This window comes from Streptomyces sp. NPDC004539 (assembly GCF_040610055.1).
In the GTDB taxonomy this organism is placed as follows: domain Bacteria; phylum Actinomycetota; class Actinomycetes; order Streptomycetales; family Streptomycetaceae; genus Streptomyces.
On record NZ_JBEXLS010000027.1, the window covers coordinates 141,658 to 158,118 of the forward strand.

Here is a 16,461-nt window from a genome sequence, read left to right on the forward strand (position 1 = left end):
GCGCAGTTCCCCGCGCCCCTGAAAAACGCGGGTGCACCGCCGTCTTTTGCGACCACATACGACCCGCAGCCGCCCGCGCACCCCCACCTCCCCCTTACTCCCGCGCCAGCACTACCGCCGTCCCGTACGCGCACACCTCCGTCCCCACGTCCGCCGCCTCCGTCACGTCGAAGCGGAACGCGAGGACCGCGTTCGCCCCGCGCGCGTGTGCCTGTTCGATCAGGCGCTGCATCGCCTCGTTGCGGGTCTCGACCAGCGTTTTGGTCAGTCCCTTCAGCTCGCCGCCGATGAGCGATTTCAGGCCCGCGCCGATCTGGCTGCCGAGATGGCGGGAGCGGACCGTGAGGCCGAAGACCTCGCCGATCACCTGTTCCACCCGATATCCGGGCACATCGTTCGTGGTCACGACCAATACGTCCGGCTGAGGTCCCTGCCCGCCGCCGTAGTCCTCGATACTCATGTCCACAGCTTTGCCCCAGCGTCCGCACAGTGCATCCTGGGGACCCGCCTGGAACCTGGCCCGAGTCGGCTGCGTTGATACTTTGGGACTGCGGTCCCGAACCGCACCCCGGAACCGCACCCCGCCAGTTTCGTACCTCACAGCAGGAGCCACATCCCCGTGAACACGGTGACCACGCTTGCGCTCGGCCCCGAGTGGCTCAGCCCGGATTACCTGATCGAGACGTTCGCCCTGCCGGGCATTCTGCTCATCGTCTTCGCCGAGTCCGGACTGTTCGCCTTCCTCCCGGGTGACTCCCTGCTGTTCACGGCGGGCCTCTTCGTGGCCCAGGGCAAGTACATCAGCGAGCCCCTGTGGCTGGTCTGCACGCTCATCGTGGCCGCCGCGATCATCGGTGACCAAGTCGGTTACATGATCGGCAAGTTCCTCGGGCCGAAACTCTTCAGCCGCCCCAACTCCAAGCTCTTCAAGAAGGAGAACCTGGACAAGGCGCACGAGTTCATGGAGAAGTTCGGCCCCAAGGCGATCGTCCTGGCCCGCTTCGTCCCGATCGTCCGGACGTTCGCCCCGATCGTCGCCGGCGCCGGCCGTATGAAGTACCGCACATTCCTGTCGTACAACATCATCGGCGGCATCGCCTGGGGCTCCGGTGTCACGCTCGCCGGCTACTGGCTCGGCCAGATCGAGTTCATCCGGACGAACGTCGAGTCGATCCTCATCCTGATCGTCCTGCTGTCGGTCGTCCCGATCATCATCGAGTTCCTCCGCGAGCGCTCCAAGAAGAAGCGCGCGGCGGCCGAACAGCCCGCCCAGCAGCCCCCGTTCCAGGCCCCGCAGCAGCAGATGGACGACGCGACGACCCAGCTGCGCCGCATCCCGCAGTCGGACGCCCAGCCCCAGCAGCAGCCGTACGACAACGGCGGCAACGGACACGGCAACGGCCAGTACTACGGCGGCCAGCCGCAACAGCAGCAGGCGTACGGCGCCCAGCAGGGCGGCGGCTACTACGGCGACGGCCAGCAGTACCCGTACCAGCCCCAGCAGCCCGGCCAGCAGCAGGGCTACTCCCAGAACGGCTACCCCCAGGGCTGAGCCCCCGGGGCCGCCCCGGGATCAGAACCCGCGCGTGCGCTTCGCGGACTTCCGCTTCTCCACGGACACCCGCAGGAACAGCCGCGAGATCTCCGACCCCAGATTGACCCCGATGGCGATCGCCATCGCCAGGGCCGCCGCCTTCGACAGCCCCACCAGCCCCCGGTCCACCTCGTGCTGCGCGATCGACAGCAGCCCGAAGTAGGTGGCGGACCCGGGCAGCAGGGGCCCGATGGCGGCGGTCGTGTACGGCAGGGCAGACGTGAACCGGTAGCGCGCGAGCAACTGCCCGAACAGCCCGACCAGCCCGGCCGCGGCGGCCGTCGACACCACCGCCGACACCTCCCCGACGTGATGCATCGCCCCGTACACGCACCACGCGACACCACCGTTGAGCGTCGCGGCCAGCACCGTCGAGCGCTCCTGCTGGAGCAGCACCGCGAAGGTCAGCGACAGCAGCATCGCCGCCCCGATCTGCCAGCCGGGCCGGTCGGCCGAGACGAGCGCGGCGTCCGGGTTGAGATGCGCGTTCAGGCTGACGGCGACGTAGAGCACCGCGAGCACCCCGACGACGATGCCGACGAAGAAGTACAGGACCTCCAGGAGCCGCGCGGCGGCGGTGATGTAGTACCCGGTGAGCCCGTCCTGCACCCCCGCCACCAGCGCCCGCCCCGGCAGCAGCGCGAACAGCCCGCCGGTGATGACGGCGGACGCGGCGACGTCGACGTGCGCGAGCGTGAGCGCCACCCCGATCCCGGCGGGCGGCAGCGCGGCGACGAGGAACTGGTAGAACTCCGGCAGCCCGCGCCCCGCCAGCAGCCACGCCAGCCGGTCCCCGAGCACGGCCCCCAGAGCGGCGGCGACGAACACCAGCGCCCCGCCCCCGACGAGCACGGCCGCCGCCCCCGCGAGCAGCCCGCTCGCGGACGTCAGCACCCACGTCGGGTACGGGTGCCGGTTGCGGCGTATCTCCGCGAGGCGCCGGTACGCCTCCTCCAGGCTCAGATGCGCCTCGGGGTCGCTGAGGTCCCCGACGAGCCGGAAGACGGCCGCCAGACGCGTGTAGTCGGTCCCCCGGCGCCGCACGATCCGCGTCGCGGTCACCGGGTCCTCGACCAGGGACGGCTGGTAGGAGATCGACACGAGCGTGAAGGTGACGTTCGGCTCGCACCGGTCGAGCCCGTACGACCGGCACACCGCGAACATCGCGGCCTCCACGTCCTCCGCGCCCTCCCCGCCGGCCAGCAGCAGCTCCCCGATGCGCAGCGTCAGGTCCAGCACGCGCGGGACGGCCGGTCCGCCGTCGTCCGGGGGCTTCGGCGCCGTATCCGGGGCGGGCCGCTCGGTCACCGGCATGCGCAGCATCGTCCGCATCCGGTCCTGCCAGGGCGCGTCCTTCGTCAGGCTGACCAGGGGGACGCCGCCCGCCGGGGTGAACGCGGGCGGGGCGTCCTGGGCGCTGTAGGTGTGCGGGGTGCTGAACGCCGAGCCCTCCGGCTCGGGGGGCGGCTGCGGGGCGTCCAGGCCCGCCGGGACGGCGAACTCCGACGTGGTCTCCGACTCGCTCGCCCTGGGGACGTCGAGCCCTGCGGGGAGGGCGAACTCGGAGGTGATCTCCGGGTCGTACACCGGCTCCGACACTGAGAAACGCTCCCTGGAACGACACCTTCCGTAGGGCCTCAGTATGCGCACAGACAGCGAGAAGGGCCGCACGCGTACGCACGCGCGCGGCCCTTCTCGCTACGGGATGCTCAGTGGCCGCCCTGGTCCTGGAAACGCTTGTAGGACCGCTCGATCTCGGCCTCGGCCTCGGTACGGCCGACCCAGTCGGCGCCCTCGACGGACTTGCCGGGCTCCAGGTCCTTGTAGACCTCGAAGAAGTGCTGGATCTCCAGGCGGTCGAACTCCGAGACGTGGTGGATGTCACGCAGGTGCTCCACGCGCGGGTCGGTCGCCGGGACGCACAGCAGCTTGTCGTCGCCGCCGGCCTCGTCCGTCATCCGGAACATGCCGATCGCGCGGCACTTGATGAGGCAGCCCGGGAACGTCGGTTCGTCCAGGATGACGAGCGCGTCCAGCGGGTCGCCGTCCTCGCCGAGGGTGTTCTCGACGAAGCCGTAGTCGGTCGGGTAGGCGGTCGAGGTGAAGAGCCGGCGGTCCAGACGGATTCGACCGGTCTCGTGGTCCACCTCGTACTTGTTGCGCGAACCCTTCGGGATCTCGATCGTGACGTCGAACTCCACCGGTGGCTCCTCCATGATCAGCATGTACTTCGGGTGGTTAAGTGTCCCTCACGCCGATGTGTGGTCGCGAAAGGGGCTGGTGGTCGTGGTGGAGCTGAGACCGTGGCAGGCCGCGCGACCGCATGTGGAGCGGGTCGCGGGGGCCGTACGCCCCCGTCTCGCCAAGGCGGTGGAGAAGGCGCGGCCCCAGGTGGGACGGGCCGCGCGGGCGGTCTCCCCGCACGTCGCCAAGGTGCTCAAGGCCGCGAAGCCGCATCTCGCGAAGGCCGCCGAGGTCTCGCCCCGGCGGACCTGGCGCTACAGCGCGGGCGCGGCCGGCGCCGGCCTCGCGCTCGCCGTCGGCGCGGCGACCCTCGCGGGCCCGTGGGACTCCAGCGGCCAGCGCACGGCCGAGCGCGAGCACGCCGCCGCGCTCGGCGGCGCGGACCACGGCGGGGGCCCGGCCGGCTCCTCCGGGACGACGCCCCAGGCGCCGAAACCGGCTCCCAGCGCCCTCTCCGTCCTCGCGGGCCTCGGGAGCGCCGCGGGGACCGCCAAGGCCCCCGCGCCCGCCACAGGGGCCCTCACTGCCGTTCTCGGCCCCCTCCTGGCCGACCCGGCCCTCGGCTCCCGCCGCGCCGCCGCGGTCGTCGACGTCTCCACCGGCAAGCTCCTGTACGGCGCCGGCCCGGCCGTCCCGCTCACCCCCGCCTCCACCACCAAGATCGCCACGGCCGTCGCCGCGCTCTCCGCGATGGGGCCCGACCACCGCCTCGTCACCCGGGCGGCCCTCGAACCCGACACCCGTGAGCTCGTCCTCGTCGGCGGCGGCGACCCGACGCTCACCGCGCGCGCGGACGCGCAGGGCTGGGCAAGCCTGCGCACCCTCGCCAAGTCGACGGCCGCCGCCCTCAAGAAGCGCAACCTCACCGACGTGACGCTGTCGTACGACACCACCCTGTACGCCGGTCCCGATCTCCACGTCATCGGTAACAACGGCAACCTCGCGCGGGTCACCCCGCTCACCGCCGACGAGGGACGGCCCGACGACTCGACGCGGGGGGAGGTCGATCGGGTGCCCGATCCGGCGGCCGACGCGACGGCGAGGTTCGCGGGGTTCCTGGAGGCCGAAGGGATCGCGACGAAGGCGCCCGGTCCCTCGAAGGCGACCGCCCGCGCGCAGACCCTCGCCACCGTCAGCTCGCCGCCGCTCTCCGCGCTCGTCGAGCGCATGCTGACCAACAGCGACAACGACATCGCTGAGTCCCTCGCCCGCCACACCGCCCTCGCCACCGGCGTCCGCCCCGACTTCGCCGGCGCCGGTACGGCGATCACGGCCCAGTTGAAGAAACTCGGCCTCCCTGTAGCGGGCGTTTCGATCAAAGACGGAAGCGGACTGGACAGAGCCGACCGCCTCACGACCAACCTCCTGACGTCCCTCCTGGTCACCGCGGCCTCCCCCGCCCACCCCGACCTCCGCCCCGTCCTGACGGGCCTCCCCATCGCCGGCTTCACCGGCACGCTGAGCACCCGCTACACCAACGCCGCGGCCGGCGTCGTCCGCGCCAAGACGGGCACCCTGACCGGCGTCAACGCCCTGGCCGGCACCGTCGTCGACCGAGAGGGCCGCCAGCTCGCCTTCGCCTTCCTCGCCTCGGACACGACGGACGCCGGGGCTGCCCAGGGGGCCCTGGACAGGGCGGCGTCGGCGCTGGCGGGCTGCGGCTGCGGCTGAGACGCCGTCCGGGACCGGGGAAGGCACCCCACCTGCCCCTCCCCTCCTCCACACACTGCCCCTTGGCCGACCCCTCACGTACGGTTGACGGCATGACGAGCATCGGTGCTTCTTCCGGGATGGTCGACTGGAATCTGGCCGTGGCGACCGCGACGAGACTCGTGCGGCCCGGCCCCGAGGTGAGCCGGGACGAGGCGCGGAAGGTCGTGGCGGAGCTACGGCGGTACGCGAAGGCGTCGGAGGGGCACGTCCGGGGGTTCACCCGGATGGGGTCCGAGGATCTGCACGACACCCCCGTACTGGTGGTGGACCGCCCGGGCTGGGTGCGGGCGAACGTCGCGGGCTTCCGCGAGATCCTCAAGCCCCTGCTCGACAAGATGCAGGAGCGGCGCGGCAGTTCACCCGGCGGCGCGGTCCTGGGCGCGGTCGGCGGCAAGGTCACCGGCGTGGAACTGGGCATGCTGCTGTCGTTCCTGTCGTCCCGGGTCCTCGGCCAGTACGAGACCTTCGCCCCGGCGACGAAGGACCTCCCGGCCGGCGCGAACGGCGGCGGCAGACTCCTGCTGGTCGCCCCCAACATCGTCCACGTGGAACGCGAACTGGACGTCGACCCGCACGACTTCCGGCTCTGGGTCTGCCTCCACGAGGAGACGCACCGCACCCAGTTCTCGGCCGTCCCCTGGCTGCGCGACCATCTTGAGGGCGAGATCCAGTCGTTCCTCGGCGAGACGGACGTCGACCCGTCGACGTTCCTGGAGCGCATCCGGGAGGCCGCCCAGTCGCTCGCCGGGGGCCGCCCGGAGGGCGAGGAGGACGACGGCGGACGCTCGCTGGTCGAGCTGGTCCAGTCACCCGCCCAGCGGGAGATCCTGGCCCGCCTGACGGCCGTGATGTCCCTGCTCGAAGGGCACGCCGACTTCGTGATGGACGGCGTGGGCCCCGAGGTCGTCCCGACCGTCGCGGAGATCCGCGAGAAGTTCCAGCAGCGCCGCGCCAAGGGCGCCTCCCGCCTCGACATCGCGCTGCGCCGGCTGCTCGGCCTGGACGCGAAGATGAAGCAGTACCGCGACGGCGAACGCTTCGTCCGCGCGGTCGTCGACCAGGTCGGCATGGACGGCTTCAACCGCGTGTGGACGTCCCCGAACACGCTTCCCACGAAGACGGAGATCGCCAAGCCCGCCGACTGGGTCGCCCGAGTGCACCGCAAGGCGGACATGTGACCCGACGCGCGGACCGACGGCAGGAAAACGCCGCTTCAATCACCCGTCCGAGGGACCGTGAGCCACCGGAAGGCGTGCAATGCTCGGGGAACGGCCGGGTTCTGTCACCATCTACACACTCTGAGTGACATAGCTCGGGTGCACCCCCCCCCGAAAAAACTTCATGAAGGGAACCGGACATGGGTCCCCATCCTGCGGTCGCGGCGATACGCCTGGCGGTCCGCCGCGTACTCAACGACATCCTCAACGAAATCCTCAACGAAATCCCCGACGAACACCCCGCGCCCCCCTCCCCACCCCTCGTCCTGGTGGCCTGCTCCGGCGGCGCCGACTCCATGGCGCTCGCCTCCGCCCTCTCCTTCGAAGCCCCCCGCCTCGGCCTGCGCGCGGGCGGCATCACCGTCGACCACGGCCTCCAGACCGGCTCCGCCGAACGCGCCCGCGAAGTCGTCTCCCGCCTGCGCGAACTCGGCCTCGACCCCGTCGACTCCACCGCCGTCACGGTCGGCCGCGAGGGCGGCCCCGAAGCCGCCGCGCGGGACGCCCGCTACGCCGCCCTGGACGTCGCCGCCGACCGCCACGGCGCCCGCGCCGTCCTCCTCGGCCACACCCGCGACGACCAGGCCGAAACCGTCCTGCTCGGCCTCGCGCGCGGCTCCGGAATCCGCTCCCTGTCGGGCATGGCCGCGGTCTCGGGGGCCGGCGGCCGTTACCGGCGCCCCTTCCTGGAGCTCGACCGGCAGACCGCGCGCAAGGCGTGCCTCGTCCAGTCACTGCCCGTCTGGGACGACCCGCACAACGCCGACCCGGCCTACACCCGCTCCCGCCTGCGGCACGAGGGCCTCCCCGCCCTGGAGAAGGCCCTCGGCAAGGGCGTCGTCGAGGCGCTCGCCCGCACCGCCCAGCTCTCCCGGGACGACGCCGACGCCCTCGACACCTGGGCCCGCCAGGCCGAGGCGTCCGTACGGGACGCGGCGGGCCTCCTGGAGTGCGCCAAGCTCTACGCCCTGCCGCCAGCCGTACGCCGCCGCATCCTGCGCGCCGCGGCCATCGAGGCGGGCGCCCCGGCCGGTTCGCTCTTCGCCCGGCACATCGAGGAGATCGACCGGCTGATCACCGGCTGGCGCGGCCAGAAGGCCATCAACCTGCCGGGCAAGGTGGTCGCCCAGCGGCAGGGTGGCAGACTGGTCATCCGGCAGAGCTGATCCCCGCCCCTCCTCCAGGGGGTGGTGGCCGGTGGGACGAGCGACGAAAGTGATGCGGGTGGACGCGAAAGACATGGGTGCCGACCTCCAGCAGGTGCTCATCAGCAAGGAAGAGATCGACGCCAAGCTCGTCGAGCTGGCCGCCAAGATCGACGCGGAGTACGCGGGCAAGGACCTGCTCATCGTCGGCGTCCTCAAGGGCGCGGTGATGGTCATGGCCGACCTCGCGCGCGCCCTGTCCACCCCCGTCACGATGGACTGGATGGCGGTGTCCTCGTACGGCGCGGGCACCCAGTCCTCCGGCGTCGTGCGCATCCTCAAGGACCTCGACACCGACATCAAGGGACGGCACGTCCTGATCGTCGAGGACATCATCGACTCCGGCCTGACCCTGTCGTGGCTGCTGTCGAACCTCGGCTCGCGCGAGCCCGAGTCCCTGAAGGTGTGCACGCTGCTGCGCAAGCCGGACGCGGCCAAGGTCGCCATCGACGTCGAGTGGGTCGGTTTCGACATCCCGAACGAGTTCGTCGTCGGCTACGGCCTCGACTACGCCGAGAAGTACCGCAACCTCCCGTTCGTCGGTACGCTCGCGCCCCACGTCTACGGCGGCTGAAACCTCGTACGAGGTTTTCGGGAACCCCAGCGGGATTCGCGCCGTTGGAGCATGCAGACGGCACTGCCGGGTCCTGAGTGCGGCTGTGGCCGCCCAGGCTGGGGTACCGTCGGAAGAACTGTCTTATCAAACTCACTATGGCAGGAGGGACGGGGCGGCACCGCTCCGTGTGGATGGACGTGAAGCGATACTTCCGTGGGCCGGTCATGTGGATCGTGCTGGCCGTCCTTGCCGTGGTCGTGTTGATGCAGGTCGTCGGCTCGTCCGGCGGCTACAAGACGGTGGACACAGGCCAGGTCGTCCAGGCGATCAACAACAATCAGGTCGAGTCGGTCAAGATCACCACCGGTGACGAGCAGACCGTCAAGGCGACGCTCAAAGACGGCGTGAAGATCAAGGGCAGCTCGAAGATCCAGGCGAGCTACATCGGCGACCAGGGCGTGACCATCGCCAGCACGCTACAGAGCAAGTACCAGGACAAGCAGATCCCCGACGGTTACACCGTCTCGCCGACCAAGCAGAACGCGTTCGTCGGCATCCTGCTCTCCCTGCTCCCCTTCGTCCTCATCGTCGTCGTCTTCCTGTTCCTGATGAATCAGATGCAGGGCGGCGGCTCCCGGGTGATGAACTTCGGCAAGTCGAAGGCCAAGCTCATCACCAAGGACACCCCGAAGACGACGTTCGCGGACGTCGCGGGGTGCGACGAGGCGGTCGAGGAGCTGCACGAGATCAAGGAGTTCCTCCAGGAGCCGGCCAAGTTCCAGGCCGTCGGCGCCAAGATTCCCAAGGGCGTGCTCCTCTACGGCCGTCCCGGCACCGGCAAGACGCTCCTCGCGCGCGCCGTCGCCGGCGAGGCGGGCGTCCCCTTCTACTCGATCTCGGGTTCCGACTTCGTCGAGATGTTCGTCGGCGTCGGTGCCTCCCGGGTCCGTGACCTCTTCGAGCAGGCCAAGGCGAACGCCCCGGCGATCGTCTTCGTCGACGAGATCGACGCGGTCGGCCGCCACCGCGGCGCCGGCCTCGGCGGTGGCCACGACGAGCGCGAGCAGACGCTGAACCAGCTGCTCGTCGAGATGGACGGCTTCGACGTCAAGGGCGGCGTGATCCTCATCGCCGCGACGAACCGGCCCGACATCCTCGACCCGGCGCTGCTGCGCCCGGGCCGCTTCGACCGGCAGATCGCGGTCGACCCGCCGGACCTCCAGGGCCGTCTGGAGATCCTCAAGGTCCACCAGAAGGGCAAGCCGGTCGCGCCCGACGTCGACCTCGCGGCGGTCGCCCGCCGCACCCCGGGCTTCACCGGCGCGGACCTGAGCAACGTCCTCAACGAGGCCGCCCTGCTCACCGCCCGCAGCGACAAGAAGCTCATCGACAACGCGTCGCTCGACGAGGCGATCGACCGTGTGGTCGCGGGCCCGCAGAAGCGGACCCGGATCATGTCGGACAAGGAGAAGAAGATCACCGCGTACCACGAGGGCGGACACGCCCTGGTCGCGGCGGCCTCCCCGAACTCCGACCCCGTCCACAAGATCACGATCCTGTCCCGGGGCCGCGCCCTGGGCTACACGATGGTGCTCCCGGACGAGGACAAGTACTCCACCACCCGCAACGAGATGCTCGACCAGCTCGCCTACATGCTGGGCGGCCGGGCGGCCGAGGAACTGGTCTTCCACGACCCGACCACGGGCGCCTCGAACGACATCGAGAAGGCCACGGCCACGGCCCGCGCGATGGTCACCCAGTACGGCATGACCGAGCGGCTCGGCGCCATCAAGTTCGGCGGCGACAACAGCGAGCCGTTCCTCGGCCGTGAGATGTCTCACCAGCGCGACTACTCGGAAGAGGTCGCCGCGCTGGTGGACGAAGAGGTCAAGAAACTGATCGAGAACGCGCATAACGAAGCCTGGGAAATCCTGGTGGAGAACCGCGACGTCCTCGACAACCTCGTCCTCGCCCTGCTGGAGAAGGAGACGCTGGGCAAGGAGGAGATCGCCGAGATCTTCTCCGCGATCCACAAGCGGCCCGCGCGCCCCGCGTGGACCGGCTCCTCCCGGCGCACCCCGTCGACCCGTCCGCCGGTGCTCTCCCCCAAGGAGCTCGCCCTGACGAACGGCACCAACGGCTCCTCGGCCGCGGCGATCACCGCCAAGGCCACGGCCACCGAAGCCGCCCCGGCGGCGACCCCGGTCACCGAGGACCGCACCGACGGCTGACGCCGGTCCCGAAATGGATGCCGCGCCCCCCAGGATCTAGCCTGGGGGGCGCGGCGTTTTCGTATGCCCGCAGCTCAGGTGCGTGACCCACACGCGCGACCCGCACAGGAACGAGGCAGCCACATGACCGACCCCGTGACGCTGGACGGTGAGGGCACCATCGGCGAGTTCGACGAGAAGCGCGCCGAGAACGCCGTACGCGAACTCCTCCTCGCGGTCGGCGAGGACCCGGACCGCGAGGGGCTCAGGGAGACGCCGGGGCGGGTGGCGCGGGCGTACCGGGAGATTCTGGCCGGTCTGTGGCAGAAGCCCGAGGACGTGCTGACGACGACGTTCGACCTGGGGCATGACGAGATGGTCCTGGTGAAGGGCATCGAGATCGTCTCGCTGTGTGAGCATCATCTGTTGCCGTTCCACGGCGTGGCCCACGTCGGATACATCCCGGCGGAGACCGGAAAGATCACCGGTCTGTCGAAACTGGCCCGTCTCGTCGAGGTGTTCGCCCGCCGTCCCCAGGTGCAGGAACGACTCACCACTCAGATAGCCGACTCCCTCGTGCGGATTCTCGACGCGAGGGGTGCGATCGTCGTCATCGAGGCCGAGCACATGTGCATGTCGGTGAGGGGCATCCGGAAGCCGGGTGCCAAGACCACGACATCGGCGGTGCGCGGTCAGCTCCGGGACGCCACGACCCGTGCCGAGGCGATGAGCCTGATACTGGCGCGCTGAGTCGATTGTCAGTGGCGCCCGATAACGTCCTTGATCAGTGGCGGTGACCGCTGATCAAGGGGGGCGCGGTGACGTACGGACTGCCCAGCAACCAGACGGTGAACGGTGTCGGCGGGCGAGTGCGAGCACGCGACGTGAGCGAAGGCTGCCGACTCTGGACGCTGGACGGAGAGCGCACCGTGCAGACCACCGTTCACCGTCTAGTTGTCGGGCACGCCTGACGGCTGGGTCCATGCGCGAGATGCCGAGGAGACCCGTCCTTTCCTGGACGCACGCGCGGAAGCTGTGCCGCGAGCGGCTGACTCTGACGCCTGGCTACGAGTTCGGGTATTTTCTGGGCGCCAATTGTTCCGACGGGACGGTCGGCAGGAACTACGTGTCGTTGGTGGTCAACGACGAGGCGTTCGCAGCGCGTTACGCGGCGTGTCTCACGGCGGCAACGGGTCTGCCCGCCCGTCTGGAGCCGGTGACGCGCCCTTCCGGTTACCTCCAGCGGGATGTTCCCGGTTTCCGGGTCCGGGTGGTCTCGTCGTACCTGGCCGATGTGGTGAGGCAGTTCGTCGGCGGAGACGCACACCACATGCGGCAGAGATTCCCTCGCGTGGTGCTGCGTGACAGGGAGACCTTCGACGGTTTCCTCGACGGCTACCGAGACGGTGACGGCTGCCAGATCAAGAGGTGGCCTGCCCGGGTTCTGGTCAGTGCCAACGTGGGTTTCCTCGCGGAACTGGCACAGATCGTCGGAGCCGGGTTCACGCCCCGTACCAACGGGAAAGCGTCAGCGCTCGTCGTGGCCGACAGCTGGCCCGCGCGGGGCACTTTCCGGCCCGAGCGGCACTCGCTTCACCTCAAGGAGTCCGCCTGGACCCAGGTGCACGAGGTGCGGCGGCGTGGTGCCGGGGACAAGCCCTTCACCTTCTACAGCTACCGCCTCGACCCGTACCCCGGCTTTCTGGTCAACGGCCATCTGGCGCGGCAGCCCTGGTGACGGCTCAGGCCGCCGAGGGCGCTCCGTTGCCGTTCGCCCTGTCGTCGTCCTCCGGGAGGCGGCAGACGCGTTCGAGGAAGATTGCGGCGAGGATGACGGCGATGCCCGCGAGGACGGAGAAGCCGGCGTAGATGGCCTGGTCGCGGCGGGCGGGGAGGTCGAGGTACTCCAGGAGGAAGATGCCGACGCCGCCGTAGATGCCGGCGACGAGGGCGGTGACCAGGGCGCTGGCCTGGCCGAAGACGACCGCGCGGGCGGCCATCATCGGGTCGACGCCCTTGGCGCCGGGGCGGCGCTCGCGCTGGGCCCTGAGGCGGGCGCGCAGCGAGAGCGCGGTGGCCAGCAGGACGGCCGCGATCAGGGCGAGCACGATGGGGGCGGCCAGCGGCACGCTGGGGAGGGTCCCGAGGGAGTTCCACAGGCGGGCGCCCGCCCACGAGAGGATCGCGGCGACGGCGAACACGCCGGCCAGCACCCTGATGCGCAGCTCTCTCACGGTGTCCCTTCGGCTCCCCCGGGGGTCCGCGGGAGCCTCCCGCGGACGCAGTGTCGTCACCGACCTTAACGACTACGCGGGCAGGTGGAGTTCCAGGTCCGCGCGGGGGACGACACCTTCTCGGCCGACCTCGCCGAGCAGCTCCGCGACCGCGCCGCGGCCGGGCAGCTTGGCGTCCGGATCGACGTCGTACCAGGGGGCCAGGACGAACGCGCGTTCGTGCGCGCGGGGGTGCGGGAGGGTCAGGCGCGGGTCGTCGTCCACGACCTCCGCGTACGACACGATGTCGACGTCCAGCGTGCGCGCGCCCCAGCGGTCCGCGCGGACCCGGTCGAACGCCTCCTCCACCGCGTGCGCCCGCTCCAGGAGGGACGACGGGGGCAGCGTCGTCTTCAGGACGACCACCGCGTTGAAGTACGACGGCTGGCTCGCCGGGTCGACGCCCCACGGCTCCGTCTCGTACACCGGGGAGACGGCCTTGATCCGCAGGCCCGGGGTGTCCTCCAGGGCGTCGATGGCGCCCTGGAGGGTCTCCAGGCGGTTGCCCAGGTTCGAGCCGAGGGACAGGACGGCCCACTGGGGGTTGTGCAGCGTCGTGTCGGCGGCGTCGACCCGCTCGACGACGGACGCGGGCACCGGCTGGACGGTGGGGTCGGCTGGCGGCTTCATACGCGGCTCCGGGTGATCGTGATCGTCACGTCGTCGAAGGGGACCGTGATCGGGGCGTCCGGCTTGTGGACGCAGACCTCGACCTCCTCGACCCCGTCGTGCTTCAGGCAGGTCTGCGCGATGCGCTCGGCGAGCGTCTCGATCAGGTCGACCGGCTCGCCCTGGACGACGGCCACGACCTCCTCGGCCACGACGCCGTAGTGCACGGTCTTCGCCAGGTCGTCGGAGGCGGCGGCCGGGCGGGTGTCCAGGCCCAGCACGAGGTCCACGACGAAGGTCTGGCCCTCCTCGCGTTCCTTCGGGAACACGCCGTGGTGCCCACGGGCCTTCAGGCCGCGCAGCGCGACACGATCCACGCGAATCACTCCTGCAAGTCGTCGGTCGGGGGCCGGCCACCGCTCTGCGCGAGCGGCTCACCGGCCTCGATGCGAATCTACCCGCGAGCACTGACAGCGCCGGTCCGCGGCGGGCGCGGGGCCGGGCCGGGGGCGAGGGAGCGCTTCGTCGACTCCCTTGACCGTCCCGGCCGCTGACGGGTCGGTAGCCGCCCCTACCCACGGGTTCGTGATTCCAACCACTTCTTGCTCCCTGTGGGGGGCCTGTGGTCCGGATCTCGTCTCAGGAAGCCGGTTCGTCGTCCTCGTCGTCCGGTTCGTCCTCGTTCTCCGCGAGGACCGGGGAGGCGTGGTGGGACCAGAGTTTCCAGCCGTCCGGGGTGCGGCGGAAGACGTTCGTGGCGACGACGACCTGGCCGACCAGCGGGCCCAGCTCCTCCCCGGCGGCCGGTGCGGGACCGCCGGAGAGGATGTTCTCCGAGCACGTCACCAGGGCGGTGTCCCCGGTCACCGACACGTGCACGTCGGTCAGGAAGAACTGGATGTAGTCGGTGTTCGCCATGATGAGCGCGTACGACCGCAGCACCTCGCCCCGCCCGGTCAGCACCGGCCACCCCGGGTGCACGCAGGACACCACCCCGGTGTCCGCCGGGTCGTGGTACTCCTCGTCGACCCCCAGGTCGGACGGGGTGAGCCAGAACGCCGACACCGCGTCGAAGTCGCCGCTCTCCAGCGCCTCGTAGAACGCCGTGTTGGCGGCCTCGACCTGCTCGACGTCGGTGTGGGGCGCGCTCACCGGTCTCCTTCCGCGTCCCGCGCGGGCCGGCCGGTACGGGCGCCCTCGATGGCGCTGGTGACGCGTACGGCGTCGGCGGTGGCCCTGACCTCGTGGACCCGGACGGCCCAGGCGCCCGCCTGTGCCGCGAGCGCGGAGACCGCCGCCGTCGCCGCGTCCCGCTCGCGCGCGGGGGGCGGGGCGCCCTCGGGGCCGGCCAGGACGCGGCCCAGGAAGCGCTTGCGGGAGGCCGCGACGAGGAAGGGGTGGCCCAGGGCGTGCAGCCGGTCCAGGTGGGCGAGGAGGACCAGGTCGTGCTCGGTCTCCTTGGAGAAGCCGAGCCCCGGGTCGACGACGATCCGGTCCGGCGCGACCCCGCCCGCGAGCACGGCGTCCACGCGCGCGTGCAGCTCGTCCATGACCTCGGCGACGACGTCCTCGTACACCCCGTGGATCGTCGAGCCCTCCAGGAAGCCGCGCCAGTGCATGACGACGAAGGGGGCGCCGGAGGCCGCGATCACCGGGATCATCGCGGGGTCGGCGAGGCCGCCGCTCACGTCGTTCACCAGGGCCGCGCCCGCGGCGAGGGCCTGCTCGGCGACGGACGCGCGCATCGTGTCGACGGAGACCACGACGCCCTCGGAGGCCAGCCCGCGCACCACCGGGACGACCCGGCGCAGCTCCTCGTCCTCGTCCACCCGGCGTGCTCCGGGACGCGTCGACTCGCCGCCGACGTCCACCAGGTCCGCGCCCTCGGCGACCAGGTCCAGGCCGCGTTTCACGCCGGCCGTCGTGTCGAACCAGCGACCGCCGTCGGAGAAGGAGTCCGGGGTGACGTTCACGACGCCCATCACCGCGCACCGGTCCCATTCCGGGAGCCCGGTGACCCGTCCGCGTCCGCGTTGCTTGCTCATGCGTTCAGCGTAGGCCCCGGGGGGAACGGGGGGTGCCGGTCGGGGGAGTGGAGTGCTGGTGGGGGACGTCGGGACGGGGTCGTGTCGTCGTGACGGAAGGGTGTCGACGGGACGGGGCCGTTTCGTCGGAACGGGACGGGGTCGTCGTGACGCGAAACGGCAGCGTCGCGACGAAACCGTATCGTCGCGACGCCGCCGTTTCGACGGAACTGTCCCGTCCTACGCCGCCCTGACGTCCCGCTCGGCCACGTGGGCGCAGGGACGGGCGGGGGCGGGGCTGCGGCGGAGGAACCGAGGCAGCGGGATGGCGAGGTCGACGAAGCCTTCGGCCTGCATGGCGGCGAAGCCGATGCGGGGGAGGTCGGCGGAGTTGCGGTAGACGACGAAGCGGGGTTCCCAGCGGGGCTGGAATTTGGCGTTGAATTTGTAGAGGGATTCGATCTGGAACCAGCGGGAGAGGAAGACGAGGAGGCCGCGCCAGGCGCGGAGGACGGGGCCGGCGCCGATCTTCTCGCCGCGGGCGAGGGCGGAGCGGAACATCGCGAAGTTGAGCGACACGCGGGTGATGCCGAATTTGGGGGCTGCCTGGAGGGCGGCGACGATGAGGAGTTCGTTCATGCCGGGGTCGGCGGAGCGGTCGCGGCGCATCAGGTCGAGGGAGGCGCCGTCCTCGCCCCAGGGCACGAAGTGGAGGATGGCTTTGAGGTCGCCGTAGGTGTCGGTGGGGTCGTCGGGTTTGTGGGCGGTGGCGATGAGGCAGTCGCCGTCGGTGGGGTCGCCGATGCGGCCGAGGGC

The 16,461-nt window shown here is 70.9% G+C and carries 17 protein-coding genes; 8 read left to right on the forward strand and 9 right to left on the reverse strand.

Annotated elements, in window-relative coordinates:
- Positions 1–94 precede the first annotated feature (94 nt).
- Positions 95–460, reverse strand: a complete 366-nt coding sequence (locus ABZX85_RS40005; RefSeq protein ID WP_355880572.1) for a YbjQ family protein — start codon at positions 458–460, stop codon at positions 95–97.
- Between the two features lie 168 nt (positions 461–628).
- Between ABZX85_RS40005 and ABZX85_RS40010 the strand changes: the two genes are divergently transcribed.
- Positions 629–1,552 (forward strand): VTT domain-containing protein, encoded by a 924-nt coding sequence (locus ABZX85_RS40010; protein WP_355880624.1) that lies wholly within the window; start codon positions 629–631, stop codon positions 1,550–1,552.
- Positions 1,553–1,573: 21 nt separating this feature from the next.
- Here ABZX85_RS40010 and ABZX85_RS40015 read toward each other — a convergent pair whose 3' ends face one another.
- A complete protein-coding gene (locus tag ABZX85_RS40015) occupies positions 1,574–3,193 on the reverse strand; it encodes a threonine/serine exporter family protein (RefSeq protein WP_355880575.1) in 1,620 nt (539 codons plus the stop codon).
- Positions 3,194–3,303: 110 nt separating this feature from the next.
- Positions 3,304–3,795 (reverse strand): inorganic diphosphatase, encoded by a 492-nt coding sequence (locus tag ABZX85_RS40020; protein WP_109363348.1) that lies wholly within the window; start codon positions 3,793–3,795, stop codon positions 3,304–3,306.
- Between the two features lie 79 nt (positions 3,796–3,874).
- On the opposite strand from ABZX85_RS40020, the gene dacB reads away from it, so the two are divergent.
- The 7 genes from dacB to ABZX85_RS40055 all read left to right on the forward strand — a co-directional run bounded on the left by dacB (position 3,875) and on the right by ABZX85_RS40055 (position 12,477).
- The gene (gene dacB / locus ABZX85_RS40025) at positions 3,875–5,509 is read left to right on the forward strand and encodes a D-alanyl-D-alanine carboxypeptidase/D-alanyl-D-alanine-endopeptidase (protein ID WP_355880627.1); all 1,635 of its coding nucleotides are present in this window, start codon (positions 3,875–3,877) and stop codon (positions 5,507–5,509) included.
- Between the two features lie 92 nt (positions 5,510–5,601).
- Complete coding sequence (locus tag ABZX85_RS40030; RefSeq protein ID WP_355880577.1) at positions 5,602–6,729, forward strand: zinc-dependent metalloprotease; 1,128 nt, start codon at positions 5,602–5,604, stop codon at positions 6,727–6,729.
- A 179-nt stretch (positions 6,730–6,908) separates the two neighbouring features.
- The gene (tilS, locus tag ABZX85_RS40035; protein WP_355880580.1) at positions 6,909–7,934 is read left to right on the forward strand and encodes a tRNA lysidine(34) synthetase TilS; all 1,026 of its coding nucleotides are present in this window, start codon (positions 6,909–6,911) and stop codon (positions 7,932–7,934) included.
- Positions 7,935–7,986: 52 nt separating this feature from the next.
- A complete protein-coding gene (hpt, locus tag ABZX85_RS40040) occupies positions 7,987–8,547 on the forward strand; it encodes a hypoxanthine phosphoribosyltransferase (RefSeq protein ID WP_055724789.1) in 561 nt (186 codons plus the stop codon).
- A 173-nt stretch (positions 8,548–8,720) separates the two neighbouring features.
- Positions 8,721–10,760: an ATP-dependent zinc metalloprotease FtsH gene (ftsH, locus tag ABZX85_RS40045; protein WP_355880631.1), complete on the forward strand. Its 2,040-nt coding sequence runs from the start codon at positions 8,721–8,723 to the stop codon at positions 10,758–10,760.
- Between the two features lie 123 nt (positions 10,761–10,883).
- Positions 10,884–11,489 carry a GTP cyclohydrolase I FolE gene (gene folE / locus ABZX85_RS40050; protein WP_355880583.1) on the forward strand — a complete coding sequence of 202 codons (606 nt, stop codon included), beginning with the start codon at positions 10,884–10,886 and terminating at the stop codon, positions 11,487–11,489.
- A 385-nt stretch (positions 11,490–11,874) separates the two neighbouring features.
- Positions 11,875–12,477 carry a hypothetical protein gene (locus tag ABZX85_RS40055; protein WP_355880586.1) on the forward strand — a complete coding sequence of 201 codons (603 nt, stop codon included), beginning with the start codon at positions 11,875–11,877 and terminating at the stop codon, positions 12,475–12,477.
- A gap of 4 nt (positions 12,478–12,481) precedes the next feature.
- On the opposite strand, the gene ABZX85_RS40060 is transcribed toward ABZX85_RS40055, so the two are convergent.
- The 6 genes from ABZX85_RS40060 to ABZX85_RS40085 all read right to left on the reverse strand — a co-directional run.
- Positions 12,482–12,973: a DUF3180 domain-containing protein gene (locus tag ABZX85_RS40060; protein WP_355880589.1), complete on the reverse strand. Its 492-nt coding sequence runs from the start codon at positions 12,971–12,973 to the stop codon at positions 12,482–12,484.
- A gap of 72 nt (positions 12,974–13,045) precedes the next feature.
- Positions 13,046–13,642 (reverse strand): 2-amino-4-hydroxy-6-hydroxymethyldihydropteridine diphosphokinase, encoded by a 597-nt coding sequence (folK, locus tag ABZX85_RS40065; RefSeq protein ID WP_355880591.1) that lies wholly within the window; start codon positions 13,640–13,642, stop codon positions 13,046–13,048.
- On the reverse strand, positions 13,639–13,998 hold the full coding sequence (gene folB, locus ABZX85_RS40070) for a dihydroneopterin aldolase (protein WP_355880594.1): 360 nt from the start codon (positions 13,996–13,998) through the stop codon (positions 13,639–13,641). The genes folK and folB overlap by 4 nt, the downstream gene beginning before the upstream one ends.
- A 262-nt stretch (positions 13,999–14,260) precedes the next feature.
- Positions 14,261–14,773, reverse strand: a complete 513-nt coding sequence (locus tag ABZX85_RS40075) for a nuclear transport factor 2 family protein (protein ID WP_355880597.1) — start codon at positions 14,771–14,773, stop codon at positions 14,261–14,263.
- A complete protein-coding gene (gene folP, locus ABZX85_RS40080; RefSeq protein WP_355880600.1) occupies positions 14,770–15,666 on the reverse strand; it encodes a dihydropteroate synthase in 897 nt (298 codons plus the stop codon). Before folP ends, ABZX85_RS40075 begins: the two co-directional genes overlap by 4 nt.
- Before the next feature lie 219 nt (positions 15,667–15,885).
- On the reverse strand, positions 15,886–16,461 hold a 576-nt coding region (locus ABZX85_RS40085; RefSeq protein ID WP_355880603.1), incomplete at its 5' end, for a phosphatidylglycerol lysyltransferase domain-containing protein.